This window comes from Plantibacter sp. ME-Dv--P-095, assembly GCF_030209365.1.
Taxonomy (GTDB): domain Bacteria; phylum Actinomycetota; class Actinomycetes; order Actinomycetales; family Microbacteriaceae; genus Plantibacter.
This window is the reverse complement of sequence record NZ_JARVSB010000010.1, coordinates 135,473-150,704: the sequence shown is the minus strand read 5'-3', so window position 1 is coordinate 150,704 and position 15,232 is coordinate 135,473. Positions and strand designations below refer to the sequence as shown.

The window sequence follows — 15,232 nt, the reverse complement described above, 5'->3', positions numbered from 1 at the left end:
CGACATCGGGGCCGCCGATGGAAGCGGACGGCCGCCGCTCGGACGGCGCCTAGAACTCCACGGGACCGAGCGACGGACGGGCCAGGAAGGAGAGCTCCGGCGCGGTCAACGCATGGAACTCGAACACGGTGAACCGGTTCGCCCCCGCACGCAACTGACCGCCCGGAACGTAGAGCGTGTGCTGCGGCCCTCTCGACCAGTAGCGGCCCAGCAGGAAGCCGTTCACCCAGACGAGTCCCTTGCCCCAGTCGGCGGTGTCGAGGAACAGGTCGGTCGGTGTATCGAGCGTCACGGTCGCGGTGAGCAGCACCGGGCCGGCACCGCTGATCGGCGTGCCAGGCGCACGTGACGACGCGGCGTCGACGACCTCGTCGAGTCGGTCGAGGGCGATCGGCGCGATCCCCCAGGCGGTCAGTTCGACGCCGTCGAGCGACACGGGCCCGATGATGCCCTTCGGCTCACCGAGGCGTTTGCCGTAGTTGACGCGTCCCTGGTTCTCCAGGAGGAGTTCGAGTGTCTCGCCCGCCGGGATCACGAGGGAACGCTCCTGGAACTCGCGGGTCAGCGTCCCGACCGGCACGCCGTCGACGGACACGACGACGCGGTCGCGCACCTCGGCGAACCGCAGCACGCCGCCACGTCCACCGAGCGACGCCCGGTAGCGCGCCAGACCGCTGAACGCTCCGAGTTCGTCCATCGTCGGGATCCGGTCGAACGCTTCGAGCGGTGCGAGCTCGTCGGCGACGTCCGCGAAGGGCACCTCCGACTCGAAGGCGGCGGTGAACGCCGGTGCGTCCGTCGCGGCGGGCGGGATGTCCGTCGGCACCTCGGCGTACTTCGCGATCACGTCGCGGAAGGCGAAGAACTTCTCCGTCGGGTGACCGGCCTCGTCGAGTGGGGCGTCGTAATCGTAGGACGTGACGTGGGAGCGGTACTGCCCCTTGTCGTTCGCGCCGCCGGTGAACCCGAAGTTCGTGCCGCCGTGGAACATGTAGATGTTGACCGACGCACCCGTGGCGAGCAGCGCGTCGAGGTCGGCGGCCGTCTCCGCCACCGGGGTCGTGTGGTGGTGCTCACCCCAGTGGTCGAACCACCCGTCCCAGAACTCCGAGCACATGAGCGGGCCGATCGGCTGGTGCTCCCGCAGGGTCGCGAGGCGTTCGAGCGAACGGCTGCCGAAGGAACCGGTCTTGTGGAGCTCGGGGATGCTGCCGTCCTCGAGCATCTGCGCGGTCGGCTGGTCGACCGTCGTCAGCGGCACGGTGATCCCGAGCTCACGGGTCCAGGCGGTCAGGGTACGCAGGTAGTCGTGGTCGTCGCCGTAAGCGCCGTACTCGTTCTCGACCTGCACGAGGATGACGGGACCACCGCGGTCGATCTGCCGCGCGGCGACGATCGGGAGGAGCGCCTCGAAGTACTCGCGGACGGCCGCGAGGTACCGGGGCTCGCTGCGACGCAGTCCGAGCTCCGGGTCGTGGAGCAGCCAGCCCGGCAGGCCGCCGTTGTCCCACTCGGCGCAGATGTAGGGGCCGGGCCGCACGATCGCGTACATGCCGGCCTCGGCGATGAGGTCGAGGAAGCGCTTGAGGTCGTTGGTGCCGGTGGTGTCGAACACACCGCGCTCGGGGCTGTGCTGGTTCCAGGCCACGTACGTCTCGATCGTGTTGAGCCCCATGAGCTTCGCCTTCGCGATGCGGTCCGCCCACTGCTCGGGGTGCACCCGGAAGTAGTGGAGGGCTCCGGAGAGGATCCGGAACGGCTGGCCGTCGAGCAGGAAGTCGTCGGCGCCGATGGAGAACGTGGGCATGCTGGGGCTCCGTGATGAAGAGGTCGGGATGGAGCGACCGTGGCCGGCCCGACGAGACCCGTGCGGGTCCGCCGACCGGCCACGGTCGATGGTGCTGGTGGTGCAGGTGCCCGCGGTCTCGCTGCAGGCCGGGCCACCGGCTCCGGGACGGACCGGAGCCGGTGGACGACTACTTCTCGGTGACCGTGAAGCCCTGCGTGTTGCCGTACTCGACGAGCTGCTTCTGCCAGTCGGCCAGACCGTCGTTCAGGTCTGCCCGGTTGGCGTAGGACTGCCCGACGGTGTCGGCGAAGATGCTGTTCGCGTAGACCTGGTAGGGCAGGTACTGCCATCCCGTCGACACGTCCTTGGCACCCTGGACGAGTACCTCGTTGATCTTCTGTCCACCGAAGTACTCGGGGGCCGCGGAGAGGAACTCGTCGGAGTTCAGGTCGGCGGTGGTCGCCGGGAAGCCGCCGTTGTCGAGGAAGACCTTGACGCTCTCCTCGTCGTTGTTCAGCCACTTGAGGAAGCCCGCGGCGAGCGCCGGGTTCTTGCTCTGCTTGAGCACGACCTGGCCGCCGCCGCCGTTCTCGGCGTTGGCCGGCTTGCCGTCGTAGGTCGGGATCGGGGCGACGCGCCACTGGCCGGAGGCCTCGGCGACGGACGACTCGAGCACGCCGGGCATCCAGGCACCGGTGATGAGGGTCGCGATGCTGCCGTTGCCGAGCGACTTGTACCAGTCGTCGCTCCACCCGGGGACGTCGGAGAGCAGGTCGCCCTCGACGAGCTGGTTCCAGGTGTCGGCCCACTTCTTCGAGCCCTCGTCGGCGAGGTTGACGCTCACCTTGGTGCCGTCGGCGGTGAACGGACGGCCGCCGGCCTGCCAGATCATGCTGGTCGCGAAGCCGGAGTCACCGGAGTCGTTCGTGATGTACTTCGACGGGTCGGCGGTGTGCAGCTGGGCCGCGGCGGCGATGTACTCGTCCCAGGTGGTCGGGACGGCGATGCCGTACTGGTCGAACACCGTCTTGTTGTAGAACATGGCCATGGGGCCGGAGTCCTGCGGGAGGGCGTACAGGCCGTCGCCGATGTTGACGGAGCTCCACGGGCCGGGGCTGTAGTCGTCCTTGAGGTCGCCGAAGCCGTAGGCGTTGAGGTCCACGAGGGAGTCGCTCAGCGCGAACTGCGGGATGGCGTAGTACTCGACCTGCGCGACGTCCGGGGCACCCTTGCCGGCCTTGATCGCGTTCTGCAGCTTCGTGTACTCGGTGGTGTTGGTGCCCGCGTTCACGAGGTTGACCTTCACCTTGGGGTAGGCCTTCTCGAACGCGGCGACCTGGGCCTCCGCGGACGGGGTCCACGACCAGTAGGTCAGCTCGCCACCGGCCTCGAGGGCCGATTCGATGTCCTTGGCGTCGCCCGAGGCGGTGGTGCCGCCGCCGGACGAGCAGGCGACGAGCGACGCTCCGATCATCGCGGACGCGACGGCCGCCGTGGCCGCGCGGCGCAGGACCGTGCGGGACGGTGAGATGCGCTTCATGGGTGTTTCCTTTCACTGCGTTGGGAGGAGGAGTGGTGCTGGTGGCCCTTCGACAAGCTCAGGGACCGGGGGAAAGCGGTTGTGGACCGGGGCCCTTCGACAAGCTCAGGGACCGGGGAGGGAGTTCAGGGAGCGGATCAGCCCTTGACGCTGCCGGCGCTGAGGCCGGACTGCCAGAAGCGCTGCAGGAAGAGGAACGCGATGACGATCGGGACGATGGTCAGGAGCGATCCGGTGATCACGAGGTTGAAGATCGGCTGGGCCGCGACACCCGTGGCCTGTGCGCTCCATTGACTGAGGCCGACGGTGAGCGGGTACCAGGTGGGTTCGGAGAGCATGATCAGCGGCAGGAAGTAGTTGTTCCAGGTCGCGACGATCGCGAAGAGGAGGACCGTGACGATGCCGGGACCGAGCAGCCGGAGCGAGATCGTGAAGAAGGTGCGGAACTCCCCCGCGCCGTCCATCCGTGCCGCTTCGAGCAGTTCGGTGGGCACGGCGTCGACCGCGTACGTCCAGATCAAGTACAGGCCGAACGGGCTGACGAGCGAGGGCAGGATGACGGCCCACGGCGTGTTCGTCAGGCCGAGCTGGCTGAACATGAGGAACGTCGGCACGGCGAGCGCGGTTCCGGGCACCGCGATGGAGCCGAGGATGATCGCGAAGACCGCACGCTTGCCCGGGAACCGGAACTTCGCGAGCCCGTAGCCGCCGATCGTCGCGAGGAGGGTCGCCCCGCCGGCGCCGACGACGACGTAGAGGAGCGTGTTGCCGAACCAGCCGACGAACTGACCGTCGCGGTAGGTCACGGTGTCGACGATGTTCTGCCACAGGTTGAACCCGCCGTCGCCGAACCAGAGGCCGAAGGACGAGAAGAGGTCGGGCTGGGACTTCGTCGCGTTGATGACGAGCCAGAGGATCGGGACGACGGAGTAGATGAGGAACACGGCCATGACGATCGTCAGGACCAGCGAGCGCTTGCGTCGCGGATCGTGGCGCTTCCGGGTGGGGCGGTCGAAGGCGCGTGCGTTGCGGGCGGTGCTCGTCGAGACGGTCTGCGGACGCACGGTGGGGTTCGAGACGGTGGCCATCAGCTGTTCTCCTGTCGGGAGCCGCGCACCTGCACGACGTAGGCGATGACGGCGGTGATGACGCCCATGATGATCGCGACCGTCGCCGCGAGGTTGAACTGCTGCCCCGCGAAGGACAGGTTGTAGGCGTACATGTTCGGTGTGAAGTTGCTCGTGATCACGTTGGGGGCGAGGTTCTTCAGCAGGTTCGGCTCGTTGAAGAGCTGGAAGGAGCCGATGACGGAGAAGATCGTCGCGATGACGAGTGCGCCGCGGAGCGCCGGGATCTTGATGCTGAAGACCGTGCGGAACTGTCCGGCGCCGTCGATCTCGGCCGCCTCGTAGATCTCGCCGGGGACCACCCGGAGGGCGGCGTAGAAGATGAGCATGTTGTAGCCCATGAACTCCCACGTGACGATGTTGCCGATGGAGGCGAGGACGGCCTGCGAACTGAACGGCTCGAGGATCTGCGCGCCGACGAGGTCGTTGAAGCTGCCCGCGAGCCCGAACTGGTCGCCGTAGATGAAGCCCCAGATGAGTGCGGCGACGACGCCAGGCACCGCGTACGGCAGGAAGAGGGCGATGCGGAAGAACGCGGCGCCGTGCAGCCGGGCGCTGTCGAGTGCGAGTGCGGCCGTGAGCGACAGGGCCAGCATGATCGGCACCTGCACGACGAAGAACAGCGCGACGCGGCCGAACGGTTCCCAGAACTTCGGGTCTTGGAAGACCTGGAGGTAGTTGTCGAACCCGACGAAGGCGTTGCCACCGATGAGCTTCTCCTGGAAGAAGCTGAGGTAGAGCGCGTAGACGAGGGGCGCGATGATCATCAGCGCGAAGACGATCATGAAGGGGGCGATGAACGCCCACCCCTTCCAATCCCGGCGGTCGCGGCGGTGGACGCGGACCGCTGGTGGCCGGCCGGTGCGAGCGGTCGTGGTGGTCATGGGCAGCTTCCTTGCTGGATTCGGGTGGAACCGTCGTGCGGTGTGGCGTGGTGGGGGTGTCGCCGGTGATGTTTACGTCAACATCTGTTCGGTACCATAGCATGTTCACGTCAACATGCAAGGATGGATGCGACGATAGGGAGACCATGACGGACACCACTCGGCGAGCGCCCGGCCGCGCCAGACGTGCGCCTTCCATGGCGGACGTCGCCGCCCACGCCGGCGTCTCCTCGCAGACGGTGTCGCGCGTCGCGAACGGCCTGACGAACGTCGACGACACCACTCGCGACCGCGTCCTCGAGGCGATGACGGAACTCGGCTACCGCCCGAACCGGGCCGCACGCGCCCTTCGATCCGGTCGAACCCGCAGCATCGGCATCACGATGTTCACCCTCTCCTCCTACGGCAACATGCGCACGCTCGATGCGATCACCGTGCAGGCGGCGCGGGCCGGGTACTCCGTCACCGTCGTCCCGGTCGAGTACCCCACGCAGCGCGACGTCGCCGTCGCGCTCGACAGCCTCCGCGAGCAGGACGTCGACGGGCTCATCATCGTGATCGAGTCGCACATCGTCGACGGCGCCGACGTCGAGCTGCCGGCCGGCCTGCCCGTCGTCGTCATCGACTCGGCCGCGCGCACCGACTACCCGGTCGTCGACAACGACCAGGCGCAGGGTGCGGCACTCGCCACGCAGCACCTCCTCGACCTCGGGCACCAGGGCGTGTGGCACATCGCCGGTCCCCGCACCTCCTACTCGGCAGCTCGTCGGGAGCAGAGCTGGGGCGACACCCTGCGCGCGGCCGGCATCACGCCGCCGCCCGCGTTCCGTGGCGACTGGTCGACGACCTCCGGCTACGAGATCGGCCTCGAGATCGCCGAGCGCCCGGAAATCACCGCCGTCTTCGCCTCGAACGACCAGATGGCGCTCGGACTCCTGCGTGCCCTGCACGAACGCGGGCGGGCCGTGCCGGGGTCGATCAGCGTGGTCGGCTTCGACGACACCCCGGAGTCGGACTCCTTCTGGCCGCCGCTCACGACGGTGCACCAGGACTTCGACGAGATCGGCCGACGGGCGATCACGACCCTCCTCCGCGAGATCGAGGAGGGCCCGTCGGCGTCCTCCGAGCCGCTGACGCCGACCCGCCTCGTCGTGCGCGCGAGCACCGCTCCCCCACCCACGCGCTGACCGGCGCCCTTGACACCCGAGTGAGGGGTCGCCCATACTCGTCGGAAATGTTGACGTGAACATCGCGACGTTGCGTCGCGCAATGTTCACGTGAACATCGATCTGCTCTACGGCCTCCAACGAAGGAACCACCGATGACACTGCCGTCACCAGTCCGCCGCCGAACGATCGGAGCGACCGTCGCCGTCGCCCTCGGCATCGCCGCGATCGCACCAGCCCTCGCCACCGTGGAGGCGACGCCTGCCGCCGCTGCGGAGGGCACCGCCCTGACCATCACGCCGAACCCCGCCTACCAGAACGAGGCCTTCGAGGGCTGGGGCACGAGCCTCGTCTGGTTCGCCAACGCGACCGGCGACTACCCCGCCGACGTCCGCCAGGACCTCTTCGACAAGGTGTTCGGGGAGGACGGCCTCAACCTCAACATCGCTCGCTACAACATCGGTGGCGGTAACGCGAGCGACGTCCCGCCCTACCTCCGCGCCGGCGGCGCCGTCGACGGCTGGTGGAACCCGGACCTCGGCGCGAGCGACGCGGACGGACCGATCACCTCCGACTACGCCGACCGCGACCGCTACGCCGCTGCCTGGGACGCCGACGACCCGGCCTCCTACGACTTCACCGCCGACGAGACCCAGCGCTGGTGGCTCACGGCCCTCAAGGACAAGATCACGAAGTGGGAGGCCTTCAGCAACTCCCCGCCGTACTTCATGACCGAGAGCGGCTACGTCTCCGGGAACTACAACGCCGCCGACGAGCAGCTGAAGCCCGAGAGCGTCGACGACTTCGTCGCGTACCTCACCACCGTCGTCGACCACCTCGAGGCCGACACCGGCATCGACTTCGACACGATCGACCCGTTCAACGAGCCCAACACGAACTACTGGGGCACGCAGATCGACGAGGCCACGGGTTGGCCGAAGGGCGGCCGGCAGGAGGGCGCACACATCGGGCCCGCCATGCAGGACACCGTCATCAAGGCCCTCGCCGAGCGCCTGGCGGCCGAAGGCACGTCCACCGAGGCGGTCATCGCCGCGATGGACGAGACCAACCCGGGCATCTTCGCCACCAACTGGAACGGTTGGTCGCAGACCGCCAAGGACCTCGTCACGCAGCTGAACGTCCACAGTTACGGACAGGGCGGCAGCGTCGTCGCACGCGACATCGCGAAGACCGCCGGCAAGCCGCTCTGGATGAGCGAGGTCGAGGGCGACTGGGACTCCAGCGGCCAGCACAACCTCACGAACATCGACAACGGCATCGGGATGGCGACGCACCTCATCGACGACCTCCGGAACCTCGAGCCGACGGCCTGGGTCCTCTGGCAGCCGGTCGAGGACCTCTACAACATGGAGAAGGTCGAGAAGCTCAACTGGGGCAGTGTCCTCATCGACTTCGACTGCAACGCCGAGGGCGACTCCGAGCGCCGCATCGCCGACGGTGACGCCGATCCGAGCTGCTCCGTCCAGACGAACGCGAAGTACAACACGCTCCGCAACTTCACCCACTACGTGCAGCCCGGCGACCACCTCATCCCCTCCACCGACGCGGAGACCACCACGGCCCTGCGCGCCGACGGCACGGGTGCGACGCTCGTCCACGCGAACCCGTCGACCTCCGCTCGGACGATCACCATCGACCTGTCGAAGTTCGCGGACATCGCCCCGGGCGCGACGGTCACCCCGGTCGTCACCACCGAGTCCCCCGCGGACGATGTGACGGCGAACGCCCTCGTCGAGGGCGCGGCCGTCGCGATCGACCCCGTCACCAAGCAGGCGACGCTGACCGTCCCGGCGAAGTCGGTCACCACCTTCCTCGTCGATGGCGCGACCGGTGTCGCCGCGGATGCCGCACCGTTCCAGGACGGGCACGGCTACCAGCTCGTCGGGAAGCAGAGCGCGAAGGCGTTCACCGCGTCCAGCACCACGGGCACGGTCCCGGCCGGCACGATCGCGCCTCGCGCGTCCGACGCCACCACCGGTGCCGCACAGGTCTGGACCGCCGAGCTCCTGTCCGGCGGGGGCACCAGCACCGACCGGTATGCGATGCGCAGCGGTTCGGGCGCACTCCTCGCCGCGACGTCGGCCGGCACCTCCCTGGTGACCGCGACCCGGGAACAGGCCGCGACCGACCCGTCCATGCAGTGGATCCCCACGACCACGAACGGCGCCGAGTGGAGCCTCGTGAACGCGGGCACCAGTCAGGCCCTCGAGGTCGGCGGCCAGTCGACCACGACAGGTGCCGCGGTCGGCGTCTACCAGTCGAACAACGGCGCGAACCAGACCTGGGCGTTCGTCGACATCGCCCTCACCGGTGTCCAGCCGGTCGTGGCGCAGACCATCGCCGGTGTGCCTGCCGCGCTGCCGGGCACCGTCGTCCCGCTCTACGGCACCGTGCAGGGTTCGCCCGTCCCGGTCACGTGGGACACCTCGGCGGTGGACTGGAACACCCCCGGCACGATCGTCGTGACCGGGTCCGGCACGGATGGGTGGGGAACGATCTTCTCCGCCCAGGCGACCGTCGACATCGGCGGGTTCACCAGCACGGAGCCCGTCTCGCTGACCGTCGCCGCCGGCACACTGGCGAGCGCCGTGATCGACGCCGTCCCGGCCACCGTCCCCGCACAGATCGGGGCCAGCGCCAACCGCTTCGACGCCGCGGTGACGTGGGACGTCGACTCGCTGACCGACGAGGACTTCGCCGAACCCGGCGTCGTCCGGGTGACGGGCACTGCGGTCTCCAACGACCCGGCAGCCGCACCGATCGACGCACTCCTGTCGGTCATCGTGACGGCTCCCGGCGAGCGCAACATCGCTCCCGACCCGACGACCGTCGCGAGTGCGACGTCGACGGAGTCCGGCTACCCCGCGAGCAACACGACGAACGGCGTGCGCACCGACAAGGGCTGGTCGAACTGGCGCTCGTCGGACAAGCCGGCGGGTGACACGCTCAGCTACGAGCTGGGTTCCGCGCAGACGGTCGAGCATGTGACGTTCTACGCCTACAAGGACGGTGGGACGAACAGTTGGCCGAGTGCGCTGACGGTGCAGTACCGCGACGCTGACGGGACGTGGATCGACGCACCGGGCGGAGCGGTCACCGTGCCTGCGAGCGGGACGGCGCCGGTCGTCGACGTCGACCTCGGTGGCGTGTCGACCACGGCCGTGCGCGTCGTCATGACGGCCTACCCGAACACGCACCTGGTCGTCTCCGAGGTGGAGATCTACGCGCTCGCGCCGTCGGTCGCCACCGAAGCCGGCCTCGCGGCACTGCGCGTGAACGGCACGCCGGTCGAGGGCTTCGACGCAGGCGTCCTCGAGTACGAGGTGCCGCTGGCGGGTTCCGCAGATCCCGTGATCGATGCGGTCCCCGCCGACCGCGACGCGACGGTCACGATCGAACCGCTCGCCGCTGCTCCGGCTGCTGCAGCCCGTGCTGCGGCCGACGCGAGCGACGGCGTCGTCATCACGGTGACGGCGGCCGACGGTACGACCACGCAGTCGACGACGATCACCTTCGCCCGGACGGCGGTCGCGACCGCGACGCTCTCGAGCGTGGCGCGCGAAGGGGTGGCGACGACCGCGGCGGTCGTCCTCGACCCGGAGGACGCGACCGTGGTCTACGCGTGGCTGCTCGACGACGAGGTGATGGACGGGGCCGACACGGCGACGTTCACCCCGCCCGCCGGCAGTGCCGGTGCCGCGCTCGCGGTCCGGGTCACGGTCTCGGCCGACGGCTTCGCGCCGGTCGAGACGACGTCCGCACCCGTGACCGTCCTGGCCGCCGTGGTGGACCCGGGAACCGATCCCGGCACCGACCCGGGCACGAACCCCGGAACCGGGCCCGGCACGGGCTCCGGTGGCGGCACGGTCGGGAGCGGTGACGGCACGAGCTCACCCTCGGGTGGTTCGACCACGGGTGCCGACTCACTGTCGCGCACGGGTGTCGACGTGTCGACCGTCGGGCTGGTCGCACTGCTGCTCGGCATCGTCGGCTTCGGCTCCGTGCTCGTCGCGCGACGCCGACGCTCGGCGTAGCCGACCGCGCCTCGACAGGCTCGGTGACCGGATCCCCGGTCCCTGAGCCTGTCGAGGGGCACCCGACGAACACCGCACTTCGACAAGCTCAGTGACCAGGACGGTCCCCGCGGACCCGGTCCCTGAGCCCGTCGAAGGGCACTCGACCAACACCGCACTTCGACAAGCTCAGTGACCAGACCCTTTCCGGTCCCTGAGCCGGTCGAAGGGCACCACGACGGAACCCCGTCACCCGAGCTGACTCGGGTGGCGGGGTTCCGTCATTGCAGGTGACTACTCGGCGTCGAGGTCCGTCTCGAGGAGGCCGGCGAGCTCGGCGAGCGCCTCGTCGGCACCCTCGCCCTCGGCACGGAGGGTGACGACGTCACCGTTCGTGGCGCCGAGGCTCATGATCGTGAGGATGCTGGAGGCGTCGAGCGGCCCGGAGTCGCCGAGCTCGATCGTGACGGGCACCGGCTGGCGCTTGACCGTCTCGATGAAGAGCTTGGCGGGGCGGGCGTGCAGCCCGACGCGGCTGGCGATGGTGGCTTGGCGTTCGGCCATGATGATGCTCCTTCTCAGGTTCGGTGTCGAGTGGACGGGCCTGACCAGTGGATCAGGTCCGGCTGTGGATCAGGCCCGGAGTGGGTCAGACGGTGGCCGGGCGGACGGTCGCCTGCTCGGTGCCGACGGCGGGGGTTGCGGCGTCCGCACCCTCCACCGGGCGACGGCAGGCGAACCGCTTGAGCAGGACGACGGCGACGGCGGTGATGACGGTGCCGACGAGGACCGACACGGCGAACATCGCGAAGTTGCCGATCGCGAAGAACACGAACACACCACCGTGCGGTGCCTGCGACGTGACGCCGGTCGCCATGATGAGCGCACCGGTGGCGGCACCACCGAGGATCGACGCCGGGATGACGCGGAACAGGTCGGCGGCGGCGAACGGGATGGCACCCTCGCTGATGAACGCGGCGCCGAGCAGCCAGGCAGCCTTGCCGTTCTCCCGCTCGACGGCGGTGAACGAACGACGGCTGAGAACAGTCGAGGCGAGGGCCATCGCGAGCGGCGGCACCATACCGGCGGCCATGACGGCGGCCATGATCTGCCACGGTGCCTGGTTGGCGAGCGTGCCGGCACCGAGACCGGCGACGGCGAAGGAGTACGCGACCTTGTTGACCGGGCCACCGAGGTCGAACGCCATCATCGTGCCGAGGATGACGCCGAGCAGGATCGCGGAGACACCGGTGAGGCTGGAAAGCCACGTGTTGAGGCCACCCATGAGCGCGGCGATCGGACCACCGAGGACGAGGATCATCAGGCCGGAGGCGACGATCGAGCCGAGCAGCGGGATGATCACGACGGGCATGAGCCCACGCAGCCAGCGCGGCACGTTCAGGCGGCCGAGGCCGTAAGCGACACCACCGGCGAGCAGACCGCCGACGAGTCCGCCGAGGAAGCCGGCGCTCATGAGGAGGGCGACGGCACCGGCGACGAACCCGGGCGCGATGCCCGGTCGGTCGGCGATCGCGTAGGCGATGTAGCCGGCGAGGGCGGGGACGAGGAACTTCATGGACGCGTCACCGATGGAGAACGCGACGGCACCGAGGTAGGTGCCGAGGCCGCCCGCCGGGAGGTTCGCGAGGCTGTTCTCGACGATGATCTTGCCGGCGTTCTCCGTGATGTTGTACCCACCGAGGAGGAAGCCGAGCGCGATGAGGAGACCGCCACCGGCGACGAACGGGATCATGTAGCTGACACCCGTGAGGAGCCAACGCTTGATCGACTGACCGACGTTCGCGTCCTTCTTGTCCGACGTCGAAGCGGACGCCTCTCCCGCCGCAGCGGCGACGCGCGGGGCGTTCGGGTTGGAGATCGCGGCGACCGCGTCGTTGATGAGCTGCTCGGGCGCATCGATGCCGCGCTTGACCGGCGCCTTGATGACGGGCTTGCCGGCGAAGCGGGTGACGTCGCGGACGTCCACGTCGACGGCGAAGATGACCGCCTGCGCCTTCGCGACGACATCGGCGGGCAGGGGGGTCGCGCCGGACGCGCCCTGCGTCTCGACGTGGAGCTCGACACCGAGGCGCTTGGCGGTGGCGGCGAGCGAGTCGGCCGCCATGTAGGTGTGGGCGATGCCGGTGGCACAGGACGTGACCGCGATGAGGACGGGGCGGTTCGCCTCGCCCGCGGACTCGACGGGAGCCGAGGCGGCGCGCTCCGCAGCGGGTGCTGTGGCGGCCTTCGGGGCGTCGCCGAGCGCACCCTCGACGAGGGAGACGACGGCTGCTGCGTCGGGGGCCTCACGGAGCGAGGTCACGAACTCGGGCTTGATGAGCGAGCGGGCGAGCTTCGACAGCAGTGCCAGGTGCGCCTGATCGGCACCATCCGGAGCGGCGATGAAGAAGAGGAGGTCCGCGGGGCCGTCGTCGGAACCGAAGTCGACGAGCGGCGAGACGCGGGCCATCGCGAGCGTCGGCTCGGTGACGGCGGCGGAACGGCAGTGCGGGATCGCGATGCCGCCGGGGATGCCGGTGTCTGTCTTGCTCTCGCGAGCCCAGGCGTCGGCGAACAACGCGTCGGTGTCGGTGGCACGGCCGGCCCGGACGACGAGCTCGGCGAGCGCGCGGATGACGCCCGCGCGATCGGTGCCGAGGTCGGCGTCGAGGGCGACGAGGCCGGTGGTGATCAATGGGGTGGACATCTGGGTTCTCCTTCGAAACGGATGCTGCTGCTGCTTCGGTTGGTACGTGGTCGGTGGATCAGGGACGCATGAGGTGCAACGCCCGGTCACCGAGCCTGTCGAGATGCGGAAGCGGGCCGACGTCGATGGCTGCGGCGTCGGTCTCGCTGAGCGCCGGGACGTCGCTGCCGGGGAGCGCCGCGGCTGCGGCTCCGTGGGCGACGGCCTGCGCGAGGCGGGCTGCAGGCGGGAGGCCTGCGGTGTGCGCGATCAGGTAGCCGGCGAGGGAGGAGTCCCCCGCGCCGACGGTGCTGCGCGCCACGATCTTCGGGGCCTGGGCGGACCAGGCCTGGTCGGCTTCGACGAGGACGGCGCCTCGCGAGCCGAGGGTGACGAGGACGGCGACGACGGGGCCGGGGGCCTCGGCCGAACCGACGAGTGTCGCAGCGACGGCGGCGGCGAGCGCCGGGTCCGCCTCGATGTCCTCGCCGGACGCGATGCCGGTGAGTTCGGCCAGTTCGGCACCGTTGGGCTTGATGAGGTCGACGCGTTCACCACTGTCCGCGAAGGCGGCGAGGAGGGCGGCGAGCGGTGCGCCGGAGCTGTCGACGGCGACGAGCGGACGACCGTCGGCGGCGAGCGCCCGGGCGGCCCGCACGACCCTGGCGTAGAAGTCGGGTGCGAGGCCGGGCGGCAGCGAACCGGCGACGACCAACCACTCGGCGCCGGCCGCGGCACGGGCGGTCGCGTCGACGAGCCGAGTGGCGTCGTCTTCGCTGAGGAGCGGCCCCGGCTCGTTGATCTTCGTCGTCGTGCCGTCGGGCTCGGTCAGGGTGATGTTGCGGCGCACGGGCTGCCCGGTCGGGACGGCGAGGACGTCGATGCCCTGGTCGCGGAGCGATTCGACCATCGGGTCGCTCGACTCACCGGGGAGGACGGCGACGGTCGAGAGTTCGGCGGCGGCGACGGCCCGTGAGACGTTGACGCCCTTGCCACCCGGCTGCTCACGGCTCGCGAGTGCCCGGAGGACTTCGCCGCGCTCGACGACGCCCGGCAGTTCGACGGTGTGGTCGAGGGAGGGGTTGGCGGTCAGGGTGATGATCATGCGACGACCACCTCGACGCCGGCGCCCTCGAAGGCCGTGGTGAGCTCCGCCGCGACGGGTTCGTCGGTGATGACGGTGTCGATCTCGTCGAGGGCGGCGAAGCGGATGAGCGCCTCCTCGCCGAGCTTGGCGGCGTCGGCGAGGACGACGGCCCGGCGGGAACCGCGGACGATCGCTGACTTGACGGCCCCCTCCAGCTCATCGGGCGTGCTCAGGCCGAAGTCGGCGCTCACGCCGTTCGCGCCGACGAAGGCGATGTCGGGACGGAAGCGGCCGAGCTCGTCGACGGTGGTGCTGCCGACCGCGGCGCTCGTGATGCCGCGGACCCGACCGCCGAGCAGGTGGAGTTCGACGTGGTCGCAGTGGTGGAGCGTCGCCGCGATCGGCACGGAGTTCGTGATGACGGTGAGCGTCTGGCCGGCGACGGCCGGCCGCCAGGTGACGAGGAGGTCGGCGAGGTGCGCCGTGGTCGTCCCGGCGTCGATGACGATCGAACCGCTGAAGGTGTCGGGGATGAGGCGGAGGGCGGCGCGGGCGATCGTCGCCTTCGCGTCGCGGCGCTGGTCCTGGCGTTCGGCGAGGCTGGCCTCGGCGACGGACGCGCGGGCCGCGGAGACGGCACCGCCGTGGACCCGGCGCAGGATGCCGGAGGACTCGAGCTGGTCGAGGTCGCGGCGGATGGTCTCGGCGGTGACGCCCAGCTCCCGGGAGACGTCGGCGACGGAGACCCGTCCGCTCGTCTTCACCCGGCTGGTGATGTGCTCGTGCCGCTCCGTCGCGTACATGCGTCGTCCTTGACCTTCGTTTCCGGTATTGCAGGCTTGCAGTGCGAAGAAAGTATCACACAAACACAGGGAAACACAGATCCGGGTATATTCGTTCGCCCATTTTTGGGCGAGGG

The 15,232-nt window shown here is 69.7% G+C and carries 10 protein-coding genes; 2 read left to right on the top strand and 8 right to left on the bottom strand.

Features of this window, described 5'->3' with window-relative positions; genetic code table 11:
- Positions 1-49: 49 nt before the first annotated feature.
- From QRN26_RS15510 to QRN26_RS15495, 4 genes are all read right to left on the bottom strand, one after another.
- Positions 50-1,807, bottom strand: coding sequence for a glycoside hydrolase family 35 protein (locus tag QRN26_RS15510; RefSeq protein ID WP_285037461.1), 1,758 nt, complete (start codon positions 1,805-1,807; stop codon positions 50-52).
- Between the two features lie 169 nt (positions 1,808-1,976).
- Positions 1,977-3,329 (bottom strand): ABC transporter substrate-binding protein, encoded by a 1,353-nt coding sequence (locus QRN26_RS15505; protein WP_056014470.1) that lies wholly within the window; start codon positions 3,327-3,329, stop codon positions 1,977-1,979.
- 137 nt (positions 3,330-3,466) lie between these two features.
- Complete coding sequence (locus QRN26_RS15500) at positions 3,467-4,417, bottom strand: carbohydrate ABC transporter permease (protein ID WP_056014467.1); 951 nt, start codon at positions 4,415-4,417, stop codon at positions 3,467-3,469.
- Positions 4,417-5,340 carry a carbohydrate ABC transporter permease gene (locus QRN26_RS15495; RefSeq protein ID WP_056014464.1) on the bottom strand — a complete coding sequence of 308 codons (924 nt, stop codon included), beginning with the start codon at positions 5,338-5,340 and terminating at the stop codon, positions 4,417-4,419. The genes QRN26_RS15500 and QRN26_RS15495 overlap by 1 nt, the downstream gene beginning before the upstream one ends.
- Before the next feature lie 146 nt (positions 5,341-5,486).
- Between QRN26_RS15495 and QRN26_RS15490 the strand changes: the two genes are divergently transcribed.
- The gene (locus QRN26_RS15490; protein ID WP_056776355.1) at positions 5,487-6,527 is read left to right on the top strand and encodes a LacI family DNA-binding transcriptional regulator; all 1,041 of its coding nucleotides are present in this window, start codon (positions 5,487-5,489) and stop codon (positions 6,525-6,527) included.
- A gap of 134 nt (positions 6,528-6,661) precedes the next feature.
- Positions 6,662-10,561: a glycoside hydrolase gene (locus QRN26_RS15485; protein ID WP_285037460.1), complete on the top strand. Its 3,900-nt coding sequence runs from the start codon at positions 6,662-6,664 to the stop codon at positions 10,559-10,561.
- Between the two features lie 273 nt (positions 10,562-10,834).
- Here QRN26_RS15485 and QRN26_RS15480 read toward each other — a convergent pair whose 3' ends face one another.
- The 4 genes from QRN26_RS15480 to QRN26_RS15465 form a co-directional block, all read right to left on the bottom strand.
- Positions 10,835-11,104 carry an HPr family phosphocarrier protein gene (locus tag QRN26_RS15480; RefSeq protein WP_056014456.1) on the bottom strand — a complete coding sequence of 90 codons (270 nt, stop codon included), beginning with the start codon at positions 11,102-11,104 and terminating at the stop codon, positions 10,835-10,837.
- Between the two features lie 85 nt (positions 11,105-11,189).
- Positions 11,190-13,247, bottom strand: a complete 2,058-nt coding sequence (locus QRN26_RS15475; protein WP_285037459.1) for a PTS fructose transporter subunit IIABC — start codon at positions 13,245-13,247, stop codon at positions 11,190-11,192.
- A gap of 58 nt (positions 13,248-13,305) precedes the next feature.
- Entirely contained in the window at positions 13,306-14,331 is a 1,026-nt protein-coding gene (locus QRN26_RS15470) for a 1-phosphofructokinase family hexose kinase (protein ID WP_285037458.1), read from the bottom strand.
- A complete protein-coding gene (locus QRN26_RS15465) occupies positions 14,328-15,116 on the bottom strand; it encodes a DeoR/GlpR family DNA-binding transcription regulator (RefSeq protein ID WP_285037457.1) in 789 nt (262 codons plus the stop codon). The genes QRN26_RS15470 and QRN26_RS15465 overlap by 4 nt, the downstream gene beginning before the upstream one ends.
- Between the last annotated feature and the right edge of the window lie 116 nt (positions 15,117-15,232).

Bases quoted from the DNA above. Each gene is read 5' to 3' on its own strand.
- QRN26_RS15510 (WP_285037461.1), bottom strand. From the start codon at position 1,807: ATGCCCACGTTCTCCATCGGCGCCGACGACTTCCTGCTCGACGGCCAG.
- QRN26_RS15505 (WP_056014470.1), bottom strand. From the start codon at position 3,329: ATGAAGCGCATCTCACCGTCCCGCACGGTCCTGCGCCGCGCGGCCACG.
- QRN26_RS15500 (WP_056014467.1), bottom strand. From the start codon at position 4,417: ATGGCCACCGTCTCGAACCCCACCGTGCGTCCGCAGACCGTCTCGACG.
- QRN26_RS15495 (WP_056014464.1), bottom strand. From the start codon at position 5,340: ATGACCACCACGACCGCTCGCACCGGCCGGCCACCAGCGGTCCGCGTC.
- QRN26_RS15490 (WP_056776355.1), top strand. From the start codon at position 5,487: ATGACGGACACCACTCGGCGAGCGCCCGGCCGCGCCAGACGTGCGCCT.
- QRN26_RS15485 (WP_285037460.1), top strand. From the start codon at position 6,662: ATGACACTGCCGTCACCAGTCCGCCGCCGAACGATCGGAGCGACCGTC.
- QRN26_RS15480 (WP_056014456.1), bottom strand. From the start codon at position 11,104: ATGGCCGAACGCCAAGCCACCATCGCCAGCCGCGTCGGGCTGCACGCC.
- QRN26_RS15475 (WP_285037459.1), bottom strand. From the start codon at position 13,247: ATGTCCACCCCATTGATCACCACCGGCCTCGTCGCCCTCGACGCCGAC.
- QRN26_RS15470 (WP_285037458.1), bottom strand. From the start codon at position 14,331: ATGATCATCACCCTGACCGCCAACCCCTCCCTCGACCACACCGTCGAA.
- QRN26_RS15465 (WP_285037457.1), bottom strand. From the start codon at position 15,116: ATGTACGCGACGGAGCGGCACGAGCACATCACCAGCCGGGTGAAGACG.